The 18,475-nt window shown below is 63.1% G+C and carries 23 protein-coding genes; 7 read left to right on the top strand and 16 right to left on the bottom strand.

Annotation, left to right across the window (positions count from 1 at the left end; all coding sequences use genetic code 11):
- Positions 1-4: 4 nt before the first annotated feature.
- Genes flgH through KZZ07_RS02740 form a run of 8 tightly spaced genes read right to left on the bottom strand, consistent with a single transcriptional unit; the run spans position 5 to position 4,049 of the window.
- Entirely contained in the window at positions 5-733 is a 729-nt protein-coding gene (gene flgH / locus KZZ07_RS02705) for a flagellar basal body L-ring protein FlgH (RefSeq protein ID WP_255564113.1), read from the bottom strand.
- An 8-nt stretch (positions 734-741) separates the two neighbouring features.
- Positions 742-1,155, bottom strand: coding sequence for a flagellar basal body P-ring formation chaperone FlgA (gene flgA / locus KZZ07_RS02710; RefSeq protein WP_219512088.1), 414 nt, complete (start codon positions 1,153-1,155; stop codon positions 742-744).
- Entirely contained in the window at positions 1,155-1,940 is a 786-nt protein-coding gene (gene flgG, locus KZZ07_RS02715; RefSeq protein WP_219512089.1) for a flagellar basal-body rod protein FlgG, read from the bottom strand. The genes flgA and flgG overlap by 1 nt, the downstream gene beginning before the upstream one ends.
- Before the next feature lie 10 nt (positions 1,941-1,950).
- Positions 1,951-2,664: a flagellar hook-basal body complex protein gene (locus KZZ07_RS02720; protein ID WP_219512091.1), complete on the bottom strand. Its 714-nt coding sequence runs from the start codon at positions 2,662-2,664 to the stop codon at positions 1,951-1,953.
- A 1-nt stretch (position 2,665) separates the two neighbouring features.
- Positions 2,666-2,935 carry a flagellar biosynthetic protein FliQ gene (locus tag KZZ07_RS02725; protein ID WP_219512092.1) on the bottom strand — a complete coding sequence of 90 codons (270 nt, stop codon included), beginning with the start codon at positions 2,933-2,935 and terminating at the stop codon, positions 2,666-2,668.
- 4 nt (positions 2,936-2,939) lie between these two features.
- Entirely contained in the window at positions 2,940-3,236 is a 297-nt protein-coding gene (gene fliE / locus KZZ07_RS02730; RefSeq protein WP_219512093.1) for a flagellar hook-basal body complex protein FliE, read from the bottom strand.
- Between the two features lie 33 nt (positions 3,237-3,269).
- A complete protein-coding gene (gene flgC, locus KZZ07_RS02735) occupies positions 3,270-3,659 on the bottom strand; it encodes a flagellar basal body rod protein FlgC (protein ID WP_219512094.1) in 390 nt (129 codons plus the stop codon).
- Positions 3,660-3,671: 12 nt separating this feature from the next.
- Entirely contained in the window at positions 3,672-4,049 is a 378-nt protein-coding gene (locus KZZ07_RS02740) for a FlgB family protein (RefSeq protein WP_219512095.1), read from the bottom strand.
- 84 nt (positions 4,050-4,133) lie between these two features.
- Here KZZ07_RS02740 and KZZ07_RS02745 point away from each other — a divergent pair, with 84 nt between their 5' ends.
- A complete protein-coding gene (locus tag KZZ07_RS02745) occupies positions 4,134-5,516 on the top strand; it encodes a FliI/YscN family ATPase (RefSeq protein WP_219512096.1) in 1,383 nt (460 codons plus the stop codon).
- Positions 5,517-5,546: 30 nt separating this feature from the next.
- Here KZZ07_RS02745 and KZZ07_RS02750 read toward each other — a convergent pair whose 3' ends face one another.
- The 6 genes from KZZ07_RS02750 to KZZ07_RS02775 all read right to left on the bottom strand — a co-directional run bounded on the left by KZZ07_RS02750 (position 5,547) and on the right by KZZ07_RS02775 (position 9,750).
- The gene (locus KZZ07_RS02750) at positions 5,547-6,758 is read right to left on the bottom strand and encodes a DUF1217 domain-containing protein (RefSeq protein WP_255564114.1); all 1,212 of its coding nucleotides are present in this window, start codon (positions 6,756-6,758) and stop codon (positions 5,547-5,549) included.
- Positions 6,755-7,159 carry a flagellar biosynthesis repressor FlbT gene (flbT, locus tag KZZ07_RS02755; protein ID WP_043142932.1) on the bottom strand — a complete coding sequence of 135 codons (405 nt, stop codon included), beginning with the start codon at positions 7,157-7,159 and terminating at the stop codon, positions 6,755-6,757. The genes KZZ07_RS02750 and flbT overlap by 4 nt, the downstream gene beginning before the upstream one ends.
- Positions 7,156-7,533 (bottom strand): flagellar biosynthesis regulator FlaF, encoded by a 378-nt coding sequence (gene flaF / locus KZZ07_RS02760; protein WP_219512097.1) that lies wholly within the window; start codon positions 7,531-7,533, stop codon positions 7,156-7,158. The genes flbT and flaF overlap by 4 nt, the downstream gene beginning before the upstream one ends.
- Before the next feature lie 77 nt (positions 7,534-7,610).
- Positions 7,611-8,939, bottom strand: coding sequence for a flagellin N-terminal helical domain-containing protein (locus tag KZZ07_RS02765; protein WP_219512099.1), 1,329 nt, complete (start codon positions 8,937-8,939; stop codon positions 7,611-7,613).
- A 201-nt stretch (positions 8,940-9,140) separates the two neighbouring features.
- Positions 9,141-9,488, bottom strand: coding sequence for a flagellar protein FlgN (locus KZZ07_RS02770; protein WP_219512100.1), 348 nt, complete (start codon positions 9,486-9,488; stop codon positions 9,141-9,143).
- Entirely contained in the window at positions 9,481-9,750 is a 270-nt protein-coding gene (locus KZZ07_RS02775) for a rod-binding protein (RefSeq protein WP_219512101.1), read from the bottom strand. The genes KZZ07_RS02770 and KZZ07_RS02775 overlap by 8 nt, the downstream gene beginning before the upstream one ends.
- Before the next feature lie 112 nt (positions 9,751-9,862).
- Between KZZ07_RS02775 and KZZ07_RS02780 the strand changes: the two genes are divergently transcribed.
- From KZZ07_RS02780 to KZZ07_RS02790, 3 genes are all read left to right on the top strand, one after another.
- Positions 9,863-12,202, top strand: coding sequence for a flagellar hook-length control protein FliK (locus KZZ07_RS02780; protein ID WP_219512102.1), 2,340 nt, complete (start codon positions 9,863-9,865; stop codon positions 12,200-12,202).
- A gap of 8 nt (positions 12,203-12,210) precedes the next feature.
- Complete coding sequence (locus KZZ07_RS02785) at positions 12,211-12,885, top strand: flagellar hook capping FlgD N-terminal domain-containing protein (protein WP_219512103.1); 675 nt, start codon at positions 12,211-12,213, stop codon at positions 12,883-12,885.
- A gap of 416 nt (positions 12,886-13,301) precedes the next feature.
- Positions 13,302-13,487 (top strand): hypothetical protein, encoded by a 186-nt coding sequence (locus KZZ07_RS02790; protein ID WP_219512104.1) that lies wholly within the window; start codon positions 13,302-13,304, stop codon positions 13,485-13,487.
- A gap of 110 nt (positions 13,488-13,597) precedes the next feature.
- On the opposite strand, the gene ubiB is transcribed toward KZZ07_RS02790, so the two are convergent.
- Positions 13,598-15,130 (bottom strand): 2-polyprenylphenol 6-hydroxylase, encoded by a 1,533-nt coding sequence (ubiB, locus tag KZZ07_RS02795; RefSeq protein WP_219512105.1) that lies wholly within the window; start codon positions 15,128-15,130, stop codon positions 13,598-13,600.
- Position 15,131: 1 nt separating this feature from the next.
- Positions 15,132-15,884 carry a bifunctional demethylmenaquinone methyltransferase/2-methoxy-6-polyprenyl-1,4-benzoquinol methylase UbiE gene (ubiE, locus tag KZZ07_RS02800; RefSeq protein WP_219512106.1) on the bottom strand — a complete coding sequence of 251 codons (753 nt, stop codon included), beginning with the start codon at positions 15,882-15,884 and terminating at the stop codon, positions 15,132-15,134.
- Between the two features lie 76 nt (positions 15,885-15,960).
- Between ubiE and mutM the strand changes: the two genes are divergently transcribed.
- The 3 genes from mutM (at position 15,961) to rpsT (ending at position 18,148) form a co-directional block, all read left to right on the top strand.
- Positions 15,961-16,836: a bifunctional DNA-formamidopyrimidine glycosylase/DNA-(apurinic or apyrimidinic site) lyase gene (gene mutM, locus KZZ07_RS02805; RefSeq protein ID WP_219512107.1), complete on the top strand. Its 876-nt coding sequence runs from the start codon at positions 15,961-15,963 to the stop codon at positions 16,834-16,836.
- A gap of 64 nt (positions 16,837-16,900) precedes the next feature.
- The gene (locus KZZ07_RS02810) at positions 16,901-17,677 is read left to right on the top strand and encodes an enoyl-CoA hydratase (RefSeq protein ID WP_219512110.1); all 777 of its coding nucleotides are present in this window, start codon (positions 16,901-16,903) and stop codon (positions 17,675-17,677) included.
- A 207-nt stretch (positions 17,678-17,884) separates the two neighbouring features.
- Complete coding sequence (gene rpsT / locus KZZ07_RS02815; RefSeq protein ID WP_219512259.1) at positions 17,885-18,148, top strand: 30S ribosomal protein S20; 264 nt, start codon at positions 17,885-17,887, stop codon at positions 18,146-18,148.
- Positions 18,149-18,475 lie beyond the last annotated feature (327 nt).

Here is an 18,475-nt window from a genome sequence, read left to right on the forward strand (position 1 = left end):
GACCTCAGAAGGGCAGGATTGCGTCCAGCACCTGCTGGCCGATCCTGGGTTGTTGCACGTCGGTGATCTGCCCGCGGCCGCCATAGGAAATCCGGGCCGAGGCGATCTTGTCATAGGTGATCTCATTCTGGCGCGAGATGTCTTCGGGGCGGACATAGCCTGTCACCAGCAGCTCGCGCAGTTCAAAGTTCACCCGAACCTCCTGGCTGCCCTCGATGGCCAGCACGCCGTTGGGCAGGACGTCGATCACGGTGGCGGCCACCCGCAGGGTCAGGCTTTCGCTGCGGCGCACCGACCCGTCACCGCTGGCATCGCTGGAGGACTTGATCGACACCGCGTCGTCCAGGCTGGCCCCGTCGGTGATGCCCTGGTTGATCCGCTGCGGCACCCCGAAGAGATGCGGAATGCCAAGGCTTTCCGACCCGGAGCGTGAGCGCGAGGTCTTGTTCTTGATCTCGGCCTTCTCGTCGATTTCGATCACAACGGTCATGATGTCACCGCGCTTTATTGCGCGCCGGTCGCCCAGCAGCGATGTCTGGCCCCCGCTCCACAAGGAGGCGCGGTCGGCGCCACGGCGGGGCGGGCGGTCCTGCGGCAGGCCGGAGGCGATCATCGCCACCCGTTCCGGGCTGCTTTTGTCAGGGGTGAAATCGGGCGTCTTGCCGATGTGGTTCACCCGTGCGCAGGCGCCAAGGGTCAGGGCCAGCCCGATCAGGCCGATGTATCGCAGCATGTCTGTCCTCATTTGTTCACCAGGATGGATCCGTTGGGCGCGACGGTGCCGAAAAGCACGGTCCGGGAATCCACGTTCATCACGCGAATCCGTTCGCCTGCCGCGCCACGGCCAAGGGCGCGGCCCTCGGCCTTTATCCGCAGCCCGCTATGGGCATAGACCAGTTCGACCGCCTGGTTGCGGTCGACAAGGGCCGGTTGACCGACCGCGCCGCGCATGACGGCGCGACCGGGATAGATGGCGGTCCGGGCCTCTTGCCCGACAACCGCGTCGAGCGTGGCATAGGCTCCCGGGACCTCCGCCGGGTCCAGCCGCACCGCGTCGGCGGTGATGATCTGTTGCGGGCGGATGGTCTGGGTGGCGACCACCGCATCGGCAGCCGCCGCCCCGGGCGCAAGCGCAAGGAGGACCAGCCAGCGCATCAACGCACCTGCGCCGTGGCGCCCATCATCTGGTCGGCGGCCGAGATTACCTTGGAGTTGAGCTCGTAGCCGCGTTGGGCCTCGATCAGGTCGGTGATTTCCTTCACGGCGTCGACGGAACTGCCCTCGAGATAGCCTTGCCTGACCGTGCCAAGGCCGTCCTGGCCCGGCGTCGACTGGATCGCGGGACCAGAGGCCTCGGTCTCGACAAAGAGGTTGGAGCCGATGGCCTCCAGCCCCTTGGGATTGGAAAAGCCGGCCATCGTGAACTGGCCCAGCAACTGGCCCTCGGGCTGGTCGGGGAAATAGGCGTAAACCTCGCCGTCGGCGTTGATCGAGATGCTGCGGGCATCGGCGGGGATCACGATCTCGGGCGAGACGGGATAGCCTTCGGAGGTGACGATCAGCCCCTCGCCGCTGCGTTTCAGCCCACCGTCCCGGGTATAGCCCAGCTGCCCCGAGGGCAGGACGACCTCGAGGTAGCCATTGCCTTCGATGGCCAGGTCCAGGTCTCCGCCGGTGGCCGAGAGCGCCCCTTGCTGAAGCTGCATCGAGACGGCGGCTGGCCGGACGCCAAGGCCCATCTGGATGCCCGTGGGCAGCACCGTACCGTCCGAGGCGCTGACAGATCCTGCGCGAGCAAGTTGTTGATAATGCAGGTCCGCGAACTCGGCCCGGCGGGCGTTATAGCCCGTGGTGCTCATGTTCGAGAGGTTGTTCGAGATGACCTCGACCCGCATCTGCTGGGCGGTCATGCCGGTGGCGGCGATCTTGAGGGCGCGCATGTGACGGCTCCTATTTGATGACGTTTTTCAGGACGCTGCGGATGCGTTCATCCTCACGTTCCATAAAGCTCTGGCCCAGTTCGTAGGCGCGTTGCACCTCGACCATGCGGGCCACCTGCAGGATCGGATCCACGTTCGATGCCTCGACAAAGCCCTGCATGACGCGGGGCGCATCGACAGGTTCAAACCCGGCGTCGCTGCGGAACATCTGCCCACCCTCGCGGATCATCGCCTTGGGGTCCAACGGCTGCACGACACCGACCTGTCCGATCGGGCGGCCCTCGGTGCTGATGGTCCCGTCATGGGCGATGGACAGGTCGATGGCCTGCGGCGGGACAAAGATCGGTGCCCCGCCCGCGTCGAGAACCGGATAACCGTCCGGTGTCACCAGCGTGCCTTCGGCGCTGGGCGAAAAGGCCCCGGCGCGCGTCAGTCGGGGACCGTCGGGCGAGTCCACCAGGAAGAAGCCGTCCCCCTCGATGGCCATGTCGTACATGCCGCCGGTCTGTTCCAGCGTACCCTGTTTCAGGGATGTGGTGCCGATGCGGGCCGCGCCCATCGCGACGGCGGCCATGCCGTCGCCTTCGGCCACGTACTCGGAAAAGATCACACCTTCCTGCCGGTACCCGGTGGTGTTGGCGTTGGCGATGTTGTTGGCGATGACCTGCATCTCGCGCATCAGGCTCGTCTGGCGCGAAAGGGCGGCGTAGCCGGCGGTTTCCATGTCAGCCTCCGGTGATGAGGGGAATGATCTGCCCCTGGAAAAAGTCAATGAGAGTCCGGGTCATGAAGCTCATCGACATCCAGAAGACGGCAACGATGGCCATGAGTTTCGGCACGAAGGTCAGCGTCATTTCCTGGATCGAGGTGAGCGCCTGGAAAAGGCCGACACCGACCCCGGCGACCAGTGCCGCCGTCAGAATCGGGACCGCGGTGATCGTGGCGATCCACAGACCCATGCGCAGGGTGTCGAAGAAGATGACCTCTGTCAGCATGGCGTCAGACCGGCATCCGCAGGATTTCCTGATAGGCCTCGACCACCTTGTTGCGCACGGCGACGACGGTTTCGACCGCCAGTTCCGACTGGGCCAGCGCTTCGACCAGGGCATGGGGGTCCGCATCGCTGGTCATCGCGGCCTTGGCGGTGTCCTCGGCGGCCTTGAGCTGTTGAGTGAACTCTTCCGTGACCCGGGCAAATTCCTTTTCCAGCGGGGCCTTGGCGGTCTCCGGTTCGGGTTGCAGGGCGGGTTTGGAGGCCGCGTATTTCTGCGCGGCATAAAGCGAACGGACGTCCATTCTGGATTCCTTTCAAGGTTTCAAATCAGAGGGTTATCGGCGCAACAGATCCATCAGACTGCTCGACATCTGGCGTGTCTGGTCGAACATCTTGAGGTTGGCCTCGTAGGAACGCTGGGCTTCGCGCGCGTCGGCGATCTCGATGATCAGGTCGACGTTGGACCCAAGGTAATTGCCGGTCGTATCGGCAAGCGGGTGAGAGGGATCGTGGATCACCTCGAGGTCGCTGCGGTCCAGCCGCACGTCGCCCGGTTTCACGCCGGTGACGTCCGACCGTGTCGGCTCCATTTCAAAGGGCACGGTCTTGCGCCGGTAGCCGGGCGTGTCGACATTGGCAATGTTCTCGGACAGGATCCGCAGGCGCGCGGCCTGGGCCTGAAGGCCGGTGGTGGTGACCTTCAGGGCATTGGAAAAATCGCTCATTGCTCTCTCCGGTTAGCTGCGGCCCAGGCTGGCGCGCAGGATGCTGAGGTTGCTGCGGTAGATGGCCAGCGCGCGGTCGTGTTGGCGTTTGGCGCCAGCCGCATTGACCATTTCCTCTTCCAGCGAAACGGAGTTGCCGTTCGGGTCCAGCATGTCGCGCCGTTCGCGGATATCGACATCGCGGCCGAGACTGCCGTTCAGGTGTTTTTCCCGCGTGGCACGCTGGCCCATCATCGAGTCGCGCAGGGTGTCCTGGAACTCGGGCAGTGCACGGGCCCGGTAACCGGGTGTATCCGCATTCGCGATATTCTGGGCGCTGTAGGCCTGTTGCGTGCCAGCGTGCCGCGCCATTGCCATTGCCGTTCTGAAGACGTCCAAATTCTGGAACATCGGGGCTTCTCCCTCGATTGCTTCAATCAAGGCTTAACGCTGATTCCTTTAGATATGGTTTGCGAGGAATGAACGGAGCGTACGATGGAAGAAGACATCACCGGCCTCAGGGCCAGGATCGCGCAGATGCAGCCGGTGCGCGCGGTCGGCCGCGTGCAATCGGTGGATGGCACGATCATCTGGGTGCGCGGCCTGGCCGAGGACGCCTGTATCGGTGACCGGCTGCGCCTGATGCACCCGGGCAATGTGCTGGGCGGCGAGGTCCTGCGCATTCGCGACGACCTGGTGGCGATGCTGCCGGATGAGCCGGCCGAGGGTGTGTCGCGCGGCGATCGCGTTGCTGTTCTTGGCCCGCCGACGCTGGCGCCCTGCGACAGTTGGATCGGCCGGGTGATCGACGCCTATGGCCGCCCGCTGGACGGTGCCCCGATCGGCCCGGGGGCGCAACGGCGGCCTTTCCGCGCCAGCCCGCCACCGGCGGCGGCGCGGCGGCGCCTGGGTGAGCGGTTGCGCACCGACCTGTCCGTTTTCGATACCCTGCTGCCCATCGTGACCGGCCAGCGTGTCGGGCTTTTCGCCGGGTCCGGCGTGGGCAAGTCCAGACTGCTGGCGCAGCTTGCACAGGGGATGGAGGCGGATGTCGTCGTGCTTGCGCTTGTCGGGGAACGTGGTCGCGAGGTTCTGGATTTCGTGACCTCCGTCCTGGGACCTGAAGGCATGGCGCGCAGTGTCGTGGTCGCCGCAACCTCTGACCGGTCGCCGTTGGAACGTCGACGGTGCCCGCTGGCGGCCATGACCATCGCCGAGCATTTCCGGGACCAGGGCAAACACGTGCTCTACCTTGCCGATTCTATCACCCGTTTCGCAGAGGCGCACCGCGAAGTCGCGATCGCCTCCGGCGAACTCCCGGCCCTGCGCGGGCATCCGCCCTCGGTTGCCCATCAGATCATGCGCCTGGCGGAACGGGCTGGGCCGGGGTTGCAGGGAACGGGTGACATCACGGCGGTGTTCAGTGTGCTTGTGGCCGGGTCGGACATGGATGAACCGGTTGCTGATATCCTGCGTGGGGTCCTGGACGGGCACGTCGTGTTGGACCGGCAAATCGCCGAACGGGGCCGCTTTCCGGCCATCGACCTTCTGCGGTCCGTTTCGCGCAGCCTGCCCGAGGCGGCAAGCGACCATGAAAACACCCTGATCCAGAGGGTCCGTGGCCTGCTGGGTGCCTATGCGAAATCCGAAACGATGGTGCGGGCGGGTTTGTATCGGGAAGGTGAGGACCCATTGCTGGACCAGGCGATGAAGGTCTGGTCGGACCTGGATGCGTTCCTGTCCGAGAAATCGCCGGATGGGCCGGAGGGCGCCTTTCAAAAGCTGGAACTGATCCTGCGCCGGGCTCAGGCCGGCGTGCCGCAGGGTCGCCCGGCTCCGGGACGCGGGGGCCAGATGCCGGTGGCGCGCAAGATGTGAAAGACAGGCGCGGCGTTCATGGCGCGCCTGTCAGCCAAAGATCGATTGACGCGGAATGGAAGAAAGAAGTGTCAATGCAATCTGGTTCGACCCGGCGTTTGCCGTCTGGTTGATCTGGTTCTGCAACAGGTAGGTATTGATGACCCTGTTCAGGACGTCCGGTTCAGCCAGTTCGGAGAAGGACTTGACGCCGTAGCGGCTGCTGACCTTGTCTTTCAGCATCTTGACCTGCTTGTCGACGTCGATCTGGCTGAACCCCGAGGGCAGGCCCAGCGCCGCCTGGAAGACGTTGCGCAGCGAGGTCGTGCCAAGGACCGAGAACCACTTGGTATTGTCGGAGGACCCACGCCCCGCCAGCTCGGGTATTGCACGTTCAAAGTTCAACGCCGTGCGCAGGCTTTCATCCACATCGCCGACCGCAACTTCGAATTCATGCAGGTAGAAATCCGAGACGATTTCATCCGCGAACCCCTCTTTCTGGGTTGCGGATACCGGATCGCGGTTGAATTCAAAGGCTTTGGCCAGGTCGATATATCGGCTGTCGCCGAGGACATTGGCCAGGTCGCGGGCATCGTCAGTTCCCTGTTCCAGCACCCTCTGCATCAGCTTGGTGCTACCAGCCTTTTCACCCAGATCGAAGGCGACCAGAGCATAGGTGAACAGGCGCGGGTTCTTGATCATCCCCTCGGCCGAGGTCACGGCGCCGATGTTGTCCCGAAAGAACTGTGTTTCCGTCTCGATGTTCAGAACGACCTGCCGACGTACCGATTCCCCATAGGGCGTGTCCGTGTCGCCGGTTTCGGCCAGCCCGGCCTCCATGTTTGCCAGCACGGTTTCGCGATAGCGATCCGCAATCGGATCGGCGAAACCGGCTTCCCGGGTCTTGGGTTCCAGGACTTTTTCAAAGTTGAATGCATTGGCCAGCGCGACGAAACGCCCGTCCGACAGGCGATTGGCGAGCGCATCGTCGTTTTCCGTCCCTTCTTCCAGAACCTTCTGGATCAGGAACTTGCTGTCGATCTTGTCCTCGAGGCCGAAAGCCGACAGCGCGACCCGCATGACCCTTCGATCGGATACGAAGTCCTCCGCGCTTTTGATTTCGCCGATGCGGGATGCAAAATACTCGGCATCGCGTGCAAGAGTCGGCGACTTGTCGAAATTCGCGCGTTGAGAGTCCTGCGTGGCCTTCAGGAACTGCCAGGCGGTGAGACCGGAGCCGACGACAATGGGTTGAAAGCTCATTGTGACCTCGTGGCCAGCAACCTGTCCTCGCGCGGAATCAGCGCCCGAAGCGCCTTGAGGCACTGGTAGAACTGCTCTCCCAGCAGGGCCTCGGTCGCCTGTCCCAGCAAGCGCCGGCTGTCCGGATCGGTCAGGATCTGACTCAGCTCCTCGATCCGAGGAAGAAGTTTCAGGCGAGCCTCTTCGGCATCGGCGTCCCCGGTCAGGATCAGCTGTGCATGGTAGCAAAGCCGACGCACGGGCGTTTTCGCCTCTTCCGGGTGGATCGCATCGCGCAGGCGAAGGACATTCGCGTTCGGCGTCACGATTGACAGGCGGCTGCGGCGATCACCGTTTTCGATGACCGCGCCATTGATCAGCACGCGCTCTCGCGGGCCAAGTTTCAGGACAAGTCCACTCATTTTCGTATGCTCCTGCCGCTCAATCCTTTCAGGATCGCGGCGTTGATTTCCAGAAGCGGTCTGACGCGCGCTTTCTTGGTCAGCACCTGCGAGGTGTGTTGCTGCACGAATTCCGCCAGGTAAAAGATCCGCGCCCGCAACTCGGCGGGAAGGCCATTGTCGCTGTCGGCGACATCGACGGCCAGGGCGGTCCAGAGACGCTGGTTGTCGGAAAGGGCCTCGACCAGCCGTGGATAGGCCCGGGGACCAGCCTCGGCGGCGGACTTGATACGATGCGTGACCTTTGCGATCAGCTCGTATTCGGTGCCGCGGGGGGTCTGGGTCGAGCGGGCGTTTTGGGCATATGCTCGTTGTGCGAGAGTATGGGCGTTCACTTCAGAACCTTCTGGTTATGAGGATCAAGGGGGATGATCCGAAGGGCCGGTTGCCCGGCCCCCCGGGGTGTCTTGGATTAGCGGAACAGCGACAGCAGCGACTGCGGCGCCTGGTTGGCGATGGACAGCGCCTGGACACCCAACTGTTGCTGGACCTGCAGCGCCTGCAGGCGGGCCGAGGCCTCTTCCATGTCCGCATCGACCAGCGTGCCGATGCCGGATTTCAGGGCGTCGGTAAGGCTGCCGACAAAGTCGGCCTGGGTTTCGATGCGACCCTGGGCAGAGCCGAAGGCAGAGGCCGAGTCGATCGCGGTCTGGATCAGGCCCTCGATCGATTCCAGGGCAGCGTCGGCGCCGGCCTGGGTGGTGACGTCGACGCTTGACAGATCTTCCAGGCGGCCACCGATGGTGGAGTCCCCGACAGCGTAGCTGCGGACCTGGACCGAGAAGTTGTCACCGGTGTTGTTGGCGCCGGTAAAATCGATCTGGTTCGCGTTGGTGCCATTCACCGCCGCGCCGATGCCGAGGCCGTCGGTGATGGCCGAGTTGTCGGTCACGTACTTGTTAAACGCGTCGGCAAGACCGGCGGCCACATCGGCCTGAGTGTCACCGTCGCGGGCAACATAGGTGATTTCCTGTGCGCCTGCCGTTGCGGTGGTGTTGAAGGTCGCCAGACCGGCGGCACCCGCTGTGATCTCGATCGAGAAACCGGTGCCGGCCGCCACAGTGGCGGTGCCTGCACCTGCGGTCTGACCAACAACGGCAGCGGTGGTCGCCTGTGTTGCGTTACCGGCCAGGGCGACGGCGGCGGTGTTGGCCGCACCAGACAGTTCGTCCGAGGCCGCGGCGGTGGCGGATGCCGATGCCACGTCGATCGACGCGGCCGATGTGCCGAGGTCCTGCTTGGCCACAGTGATGTCCGACGCGGTCACACCGGTACCGGAGCGGTCCAGCGAGGCCAGCACGTTGATGCTGCCCGAACCGGCGGCGGTGTCGGTGTTCGACAGCAGGTTCAGACCGTTGAACTGTGCGGCACCGACGACTGCACTGATCTGGTTGCGCAGCGCGTCGATATCGGTCTGGATCTTGCCCCGGTCGACGTTCTCTTCCTGGGCGGCAACGATCTTGCCTTTGATCTCGGTCAGCAGCTCGGTCGTGGTTTCCGCGGCCTGGCGGGCGACGGCGACGGTGGACTGGCCAAGGTTGAGGCTGTCGGAGATCCCCTTGAAGCCCTTTACGTCCGCTTCCATCACCTTCGAGATGGCCCAGACGGCGGAGTTGTCCTTGGCGTTGGCGACATTCTTGCCGGTGGAGATCTGCGACTGGGTGTCCGCCAGGCTGGAATTGATGGATTTGAGGGTTTGCAGCGCGACCATCGCGCCATTGTTCGTCAGGATGCTAGACATAGATTGTCCTTGCTTTCAAAAGGCGCTTTTGCGCCGGTTTGCATTTGCCGCGAACGGCATCTCTGACGCCTTCTGACGTATGCAGTCCGACCCCTTTGTCGGCCTGCGCCACCCGTCTTGGTGCGCGGCCAACTTGGCCTTTCGAGTCCTAACGTTGCCCTAATCCCTCCACTGCCGTTTCGGCGGATTTGTCACAAATCTTCAGGCACGCCGTTCCAGCCGTTTCGATGCTGGCGCATCGATGGTCTGCCGTCGTCCCTTGGCATCATAGGTATCGGTCGCCTTGCGCACGCGGTTGAGATCGCCGATGCGGGCGGCAACGTTGCGCAGGCCGGCCAGCGCCTGGTCGAACAATTCCTGGTTTCGGCGCAAACCGTCCTTTATGGGCGCGACCTCCTCGGCCCGAAGCGGCGCATTCTCCAGGTCTGCGGCAAGGCTCTGTTTTTCCGTCATAAGGTCGGCCAGGCGATCGAAATCACCCTCGAGCAACGCTTTTCGCTCGGCCTCGAGCAGGGATTTCAGGCGGTTTGTCAGTGTCTGGTCAGTCATCGACTCTCTCCTTTAAGGCGTGAAACAGGGATTCGGCCAGTCCGATCCCGCCGCCTTCGGTCATCTGCCGGGCCTGTTCCAGGCGCATGAAAGAGGCGAACTGGTTTTCACCGGCACCCCCGCCGAAGGCCTCTGGCGCCTCGCCCAGCTTTGCGGATTTCAGCATTTCGGCAAGAAAGTTCGCCTCCAGCTCTTTGGCGGCTTCGCGAAGGGCCCGGTCCTGCGGCGTTGGCGTGGTTGCGACTGTATTTGGAATTTCCATTTGCTTTGTCTCCAATTCGACTCGCTCTTCGTGATTTGGCCTGATCGCGGTAAAGAAAGTGGTAAGGAGCTTGGCCCTAGTGTGCCCCCGTGGAAGAATTCCCGGAGCACTCATGCTGAGCCAATTGACTAGCCTGCTGGGCCTTGCCCCGGCGAAATCCATTCCGGAGGCCCGCAAGGATGCCCAACCGGACACCGATTTCGCCAGGGTTTTCGCCGATGCAGAGGATGACGCGCAGACCTTCCAGCCAGATCCTGCGCTCCTGACGGATGCCGATGAGGTCGATCCGGCAGACCCCGTGCATGATCCGGATACAGGAACGGAATGGGTCGACGACCTCGATCATGCGCGCGGTGGCCCGGAAAAATCCAAAGATGGTGAGTCGGTGGGCGAGTGGCTGGATCCGGAACCGGAAGGAGATTCGGACGCCAAGGGTTTGGCCAGATTGGTTGATGGTCAACCCGCTGATCCCACGGAGCCAAAGGACAGCTGGCTGCAACATGCAGAGGAATTGCTACCGAACCGAGGCCCTCTCGATGGTCCGTCCGACCTGGGCCGGGATGCCGAAAACTTGCCTGACCTCGGGCCTGTCACGGCAAGGGACTGGCGGAAGGCGGACAACCCGATCGATGGGACGTCATCGGACGGAGTCTTTCCCAAGGCAGAGATGGACCGTTCTCCCGTTTCTGATCTGATGCGGGGCGTGCCAGGGGCCGGGGCGCAACCTCCGGAACAGCATCCAGCCCTTCAAGGCATTGAAACTGTGATTAAACCTGCTGGCGCCGCAGCGCGGGAAGTCGCCCCTGACGCGCCGGTTCCGCCAACCATGTCGCAAGGCGGCGCGCGCTCGGACGTGGCGGATCGACTTCCTGCCAATCCCGGGTCAGCCTCCCCTTTGACTGGCAATGCGGCCACGAAACCTGCCACGGCTTCAGCCCCCGGCTTGCCGGATATCCCGGTCTTTCGTTTCGGCCTGTCACAACCGGCCCAAGAGCAGGCCTGGCCGCGCATGTTCGAGCCGCCTGTTTCCCAATCGGACCCGGTTTCCGTGCCTCCCGGCCATGCGGTGCGCACCGGGTCTGCTTTCGGTTTGGCTGCTTTGAGTCCCGAAGACCGGGTTGCCGGGACGCTCCAGGCACGGGAAAAACCCGCTTCGCCATTGCCGGTCGACTGGTCCGAAGGAGCCGCTCAGGACCGGTCCTACCGTATCGTATCGGAACAGGGAGCGGCAGGCCCGCGCGGGTCTGTGTCGGGTGCGGAGCCAGTGAACGTACAACCGAAATCCGCAACCGGTATGGTTGATCCGCGCGGAGTGCTGGAACGATTGAATACCGATCTCTCGTTGGTGGCCAAACCCGACAGGGGTACGTCTGGAAAAAGGACACAGGCTGACCCAACCGCTACATTGCAAGTCACCAAAGGTCTACGGGTGCCGCGAGAGACAGCGCCAACGAATCGCGCAGAAACCTCCACGTTGACGCCGGATGTTTCGCGCCCGATGGCGACGCCGGGCGGGGTCACAGGTCCTGCGGAAGGTGGGCATGCTGCGGCTGATGGGCGGGGTCCAGAAAGGGCGATCCGCCATGCGGGCTCGTCATTGAACGGGGAAGCTGTTGTTCCGTCGGAACAGCGGGGTGCAGACCCTGCGACGCGTCGCGAACCCTCTGTCATGAAAGTAGAAAATGCCCCACCGGCGACTCGGACAGAACCTGCGGCGCAGTCCTTGGCGACAAGCGTTCCGGAGGGTTTGAAACGGGATCACCTGCGCCACGATCCGGAAGCTACGCCACGCCCGGATCGGGTTTTCTCTGACAGTGTGATCCGGTTGCGGCCTGACGTGCAGGGAGGGGCTGCCGGCAAGGCAGATGCCCTTGCGGCTGCGCCCGGCGGCGCGACGCCCGCTCTGGCGGGTCTCCCCTTGCCGGGAACATCGGCGCGTGTGACGTCGCCCTTCCTCGATGACCTTGCCGAGGACCTCTTGCCCCTGGACAGCCAGGCCATGGGCGCGGGGCCAGGGACACATTCCTCGCCCGCCCAGGTTGCGGCGATGCCGCAGGCCATGCAGCGAGCGGATGTTGCGGCGATTCTTCGGCAGGTCTCGGATGGGATGGCACGTCTGGGGGAGGGCTCCGTAGAAATCCGCCTTTCACCCGAGGAACTTGGACAGGTGCGCATGCAAATGGTGCCGTCCGACGGCGGTATGACAGTGCATATCACCGCAGACCGCCCCGAGACGCTTGATCTCATGCGGCGCCATATCGATCTGCTTGCGCGCGACCTGGCCGATGCCGGGTACGAGAGCGCCTCTTTCAGTTTCGGCGAAGGCGGGGAGGGCGGTGAAGATCCGGCCCCGCGCCACGAACGCGCCGAGCCGATGCCGCAAGACGATGTGCCAGCCACAGTGGCGCGCAACACCGAAGTCAATTCGGACGGACTTGACCTCAGATTCTAGGACAGACCATGACAGAAATCACTTCTCCGCCGCCGCTCTACAGCAGTGCCTCGCCGACCTCTGCCAAGGGGCTGGACGACAAGGGTGTGCTCAGTTCGGACTTTGACACTTTTCTCAAGATGCTGACCGTCCAGGTTCAGAACCAGGATCCTCTCAATCCAGTGGACTCGACGGACTATGCGACTCAGCTTGCAACGTTTTCCTCGGTTGAACAGCAGGTTCTGACCAATGACCTGTTGCGGGAGGTCAGCGCCTCGCTCACTGGCAACGCGCTGCAAGAGCTCAGCAGTTGGATCGGGATGGAGGCCCTGGTCCGCGCGCCGGTTCTGTTCACCGGCACGCCAATCGCCGTCCGGCCAGAGTTCGCCGAGGACGCGGATGCCGCGACGCTGGTGGTCAGAGATGGAAATGGCGACGCGATCCAGCGGTTCGACCTCGACCTGTCGCAGGATGAGGTTTATTGGACCGGGACCGACGACACTGGCACTGCGCTGCCAGCCGGGATCTACAAGTTCGAAGTGGAAAGCTACAAGGATGAGGCCAAGCTCGATACCATCGCGGCCCAAGCCTACAGCCGGGTGGCCGAAGTTCGCCAAAACGGCGAAACGCTTGTTCTGCGCATGGCGGACGGGACCGAACTCGACCCCGGCCAGATTGACGGACTGCGCGCCCCGATGAACTGATGGGCCCTGCGGCGAGGCCCGTCCGACCCGGCTAGTGAAGCGTTCTGCGCTGCGACGGGCCAACTCCGGACAACGGCAACTGCACGCGTATTGGGCGTGGCATTTGGTGGATCTGGCGAATCATTGCCGATCGTCAAATGACCGGGGTGTCTTCGGCACCCCCCGGACAGTGCCGGAACCAACCGTCTGAAAAAAATCAGAAAATTGTGGCGTCGTTTGAGACATGGGTTTAAGGTCTATGCAGCCATGCCAAGGCTGCTTTGGGCGGTTGTTGCTGATTTGACGCGCATTCGCGCAAGTGCAGCAATGATTTCCGGTTCGGCGGTTATTTGTCATTTGAACGCGAAACAGTTTGTGTGTACGTTTGGTCATGTCGGGCGCGCCGCGTCCAAGCCTGTACAGATTTGGAGAGACACATGAAAAAGCTTTCGATCATTGCTGCCGCGGCAGCGATCGCAGCTGCAGCAGCCGCCCCGGTGGCCGCGCAGGAGAACACCCAAGACCCCTTCGTTTCCTCGGCCGGTATTGAGACGCTGCCGCTCGTCGTGATCGGCGGTATTGCAGCGATCATCGCAATCGCCGCGTCCTCGGGCACCGACTGATTTCATCGGTCAGAGTTTTATGGAAAACGGCGGCCGTCTGGCCGCCGTTTTTCTTTTCCGGGTCCTCCAGATCGAATCTGCGCCCGTTCGTGGCTCTCAGACAGTCGAATTCAGGAGAGCAGCGTCCAGCCCAGGGCCGCCGCCACGCCGATCAGCGCGCCGACACCAACCCAGGCCAATCGGGCCGGCCAGGGGTTTCGCGTCGGGACCGACTCTGGCTGTGATTGTCGGATCAGGGCGGCCTCGACCAGCGTGGGCAACCTCGGGCCGAACCGGGCCATGACCAGCGCCGTTTTCCACAGGTCCTTGGCCGCTGCACGCGGACCGATCGACTTCTTGATGTAGGCTTCGACGACAGGCTGCGCGACCTTCCAGATGTTCATCCGCGGGTCGAGAGAGCGGGCCACGCCCTCGACCACCACCATGGTCCGCTGCAGGAGGATCAGCTCGGTCCGCGTTTCCATCCCGAACCGCTCTGTCACCTCGAAAAGATAGGCCAGCAGTTTGCCCATGGAAATTCGCGTGGCGTCCATCCCGAAAATCGGTTCCCCCACTGCGCGCAGGGCACGGGCGAACTCATCCACATCCCGGTCTGCGGGGACGTAGCCTGCCTCGAAATGCACCTCGGCCACGCGCTGGTAATCACGCTGGATAAAGCCGAAGAGGATCTCGGCGTAGACCCGGCGCGTGTATTCGTCGATGTGCCCCATGATACCGAAGTCATAGGCGATGATGTCCCCGTTCGCCGCGACCTTGAGGTTGCCCTGGTGCATGTCTGCGTGAAAGAAGCCGTCGCGCAGCGCATGGTTCAGGAACAGTTGCAGCACCCGTTCGGACAAGTTCACCCGGTTGTGCCCGGCAGCATCCAGCGCGTCGTTGTCGCCAAGCGCCACGCCCTCGACCCAGCCCATCGTCATCACGCGGCGTCCGGACCAGGCCCATTTCACCTCTGGCAGGGCAAAGCCTTCGTCGTCCTTGGTATTGGCCTCGAACTCGCTGGCCGCGGCCGATTCAAGTCGCAGGTCCAGCTCGCCCATGACCACGCCCTCGAAATGGGCGATCACGTCCGTCGGTCGCAGGCGCCGCGACGCGGGCGAGAGCAGCTCGATCACGTTGGCCGCAAAGTAGAAGGCGTCGATGTCCTTGCGAAAGGCGCGTTCGATCCCGGGGCGCAGCACCTTGACGGCCACGGTTTCGCCGGTGTCGGCCAGCGTCGCCTTGTGCACCTGGGCGATCGAGGCCGCGGCGACGGGTTCACTGAAGGCAGAGAAGATCTCGTCCACCGGCTGGCCCAGTTCTGCCTCGACCTGGGTCTTGGCGGCCTCGACGGGGAAAGGGGGCAGTTTGTCCTGAAGGACGCGCAGTTCCTGCGCCATCTCGTCGCCAACCACGTCGGGCCGGGTCGACAGGATCTGGCCGAACTTGATGTAGGCCGGGCCAAGCGCGGTCAGCGCGCGGACCACCGGGGGCATGGCGGGATCGCCCTCGTCGCCCAGCCAACGGAAGGGCCGGCCGAGGACGCGGGCGGCGACGCGCAGTGGTGCGGGGGCCTCCAGCGCGTCCAGCACGGCGCGCATCGCGCCGGTGCGTTCCAGCGTGGCGCCGGTGCGGATCAACCGCCAGATATTGTGCGGACCGCGCACCTCAGATCTTCCAGCCGGAGTGCAGACAGGCCACGCCCATCGTCAGGTTGCGGTACTTGGCGTTCTCGAATCCCGCGCCCTTGACCATGTCCAGAAAGGTATCCTGATCGGGAAAGCGGCGGATCGATTCCACCAGGTACTGATAGCTGTCCCGGTCCTGGGCGATCACTTGGCCCATGCGCGGGATGATGTTGAACGAATACAGATCATAGGCCCATTGCATCAGGTCGTTGGGAATCTGGGAAAATTCCAGAACCATCAGCCGGCCACCGGGTTTCAGCACGCGGAAGGCCTCGTTCAGGGCCTCTTGCGGGCGGGTCACGTTCCGGATGCCGAAAGAGATCGTGTAGACGTCGAAGGTATTGTCGGAAAAGGGCAGGGCCATCGCATCGCCCACTACCCAGTCGAGCGAATCGACCATCGCCTCGGCCTCGGCCCGTTTGCGACCCTCGACCAGCATGGGTTCGGTCAGGTCCAGCACCGTGGCATGTCCGCTGCCCGCACGTTTCAGGAACCGAAACGAGATGTCCCCGGTGCCGCCGGCGACGTCCAGCAGGCGCTGGCCGGGGCGCGGGGCCAGCCAGTCCATCATCGCATCCTTCCAGATCCGGTGGATGCCAAAGGACATGGCGTCGTTCATCACGTCGTATTTCGAGGCGACAGAGCTGAAGACCCCCTGGACCCGTCCGGCCTTTTCGTTCTCGGGCACCTCGGCATATCCGAAATGCGTCGTTTTTCCGGTGTCTTCGCTCATGGCCCTTGCCGTCCTCGATTGCATTGCTTTCTTATAGGGCGCCGCCGGGGTGATACAACGCGAAGGAACCTGCCCGATGCCCGAATTGCCCGAAGTCGAGACAGTCCGTCGCGGGCTGGCCCCGGTCATGGAGGGGCAGGTGATCGCGCAGGCCCGCGTTAACCGCCCCGATCTGCGCTGGCCCTTTCCCGAGAACATGGCGGAACGGCTGACCGGTGAACGGGTCGAGCGGCTGCGGCGGCGGTCGAAATACATCCTCGCCGACCTGTCGAGCGGTGAGACGCTGCTCATTCACCTGGGAATGTCGGGGCGCATGCTGGTCTCGGGCGATCCGTCAAACCGTAGGTTTGCGAGAGAAATGGGCACTTTTGTGCATGATCATCCGGCGCCCGAGAAACACGATCACGTCGTTCTGGACATGGGGCAGGGCGCGCGTGTCACCTTCAACGACCCGCGCCGCTTTGGCGCGATGGACCTGATGAAGACCACAGAGGCAGAGCGGCACCCGCTGCTGGTCAGCCTTGGCCCCGAACCGCTGGGCAATGGCTTCAGCGAATCCTACCTGTCCGGGATGTTGAAGGGACGCAGGACGCCGATCAAATCCGCCCTGCTCGATCAGAAAATCATCGCCGGACTGGGCAATATATACGTTTGTGAGGCCCTCTACCGCGCGCGGATTCATCCGGCGCGCAAGGTCAACCGGATCGCCGAAGCGCGGCTGGAAGCCCTGGTTCCGATCATCCGCGAGGTCCTGCAGGATGCCATCGCGGCGGGTGGGTCGTCCCTGCGGGATTTTCGCCAAGCCGATGGAGAGCTTGGATATTTCCAGCACAATTTTGATGTCTACGGGCGTGAGGGCGCGCCCTGCCGAAGCGCGGACTGCACCGATACCGTGCGCCGGATCGTGCAGTCGGGGCGGTCGTCCTTCTATTGTGCAAGCTGTCAAAGATAGCTTGAACCATGTGAATGAAATGCTAAGGCTTGGCCCTTGACGGAACCGGACGGAGCCCAAACACATGGCCTATGAGACGATCATCGTCGAAATAGAAGACCACGTCGCCACCATCAAACTGAACCGCCCCGACGCCATGAATGCGCTCAACTCTCACCTCCTGGGAGAGTTGTCCGAGGCGCTGGCCGAGGCGGACAAGAACGACAAGGTGCGCTGCATCATCATCACCGGCTCGGCCAAGGCCTTTGCCGCCGGGGCCGACATCAAGGAGATGTCGGAGAAAAGCTACGTCGAGATGTTCCTGTCGGACTTCTTTGGCCGCGAGGGCAACGCCATCACCTCGACCCGCAAGCCGATCATCGCGGCGGTTGCGGGCTATGCGCTGGGCGGTGGCTGCGAACTGGCCATGATGTGCGATTTCATCATCGCCGGAGAGAACGCCAAGTTCGGCCAGCCCGAAATCAATCTGGGTGTGATGCCGGGTCTGGGCGGGACCCAGCGCCTGACGCGCTTCATCGGCAAGTCCAAGGCGATGGACATGAACCTCACCGGCCGTTTCATGGACGCCGAAGAGGCAGAGCGTGCGGGGCTGGTCAGCCGTGTCGTTCCCACCAAGCAGTTGATGGAAGAGACCCGCAGCGCGGCCGAGAAGATCGCCGAGAAGTCGATGATCTCTGCCATCGCCTGCAAGGAATCGGTCAACCGCGCCTATGAGACGACCCTTTCCGAAGGTCTGCTGTTCGAACGCCGCCTCTTTCACGCGCTGTTCGCCACCGACGACCAGTCCGAAGGCATGGCCGCCTTCGCCGAAAAGCGGACCGCGCAGTTTCGCGACCGCTGAGTCGCGAACTGCCCGAGTCCTTTGGGAAAAGGGCAGGGTGGAAGAAAGACCTTGCCCGATGATGGGCGCTCTTGTATAGGCGCCCGTCATACATGCGCGTGATGCCCGCTTTGGCAAGAATCGGTTCGGCACGGGATGCCGTTCGTCGGCGTTGCGCAATTCTTGAACACATCATCGTCGGCAGACGACAACAGCAGGATCGATCACATGGCAAATTCGCCCCAGGCCAAGAAACGCGCCCGTCAAAACGAAAAACGCTTCGCCGTGAACAAGGCGCGCCGCTCGCGCATCCGCACCTATCTGCGCAAGGTCGAAGAGGCCATCGCATCGGGTGACCGCGACGCCGCAACCGCAGCCCTGAAAGCCGCCCAGCCCGAGCTGATGCGCGGTGTAACCAAAGGTGTTTTCCACAAGAACACTGCCTCGCGCAAGGTTTCGCGTCTCGCATCGCGGGTCAAGGCACTGGGCTGAGCCCAATCTGTATCTAGTATGTTTTGGAAAGGGCGCCACTATATGTGGCGTCCTTTTTGCGTCTATAACCAATTGAACACACACGGGATTCTTTTCGGCGAAAGACAGAGTCAAGCTCTAGTTTCGGTTGCCGGTTCTTCTCGAAGATTGCTAATTTCAGCAAGCGAGCACGACTCGCAGGGGGGACAAGGCTGCCGGTTGCACTACGCCGAATGGGGTGTGTGCAAACCTGTTTGTCAGGGCGTTGGGTCGCTCCTGTCAAACGATCGGGGAAAAACCCCGGCCGTGTCCAAGGAATAGAGAATGCGGGTCGCATTGTAACGCGCC

It is taken from the genome of Mameliella sp. CS4 (assembly GCF_019392335.1).
Taxonomy (GTDB): Bacteria; Pseudomonadota; Alphaproteobacteria; order Rhodobacterales; family Rhodobacteraceae; genus Antarctobacter.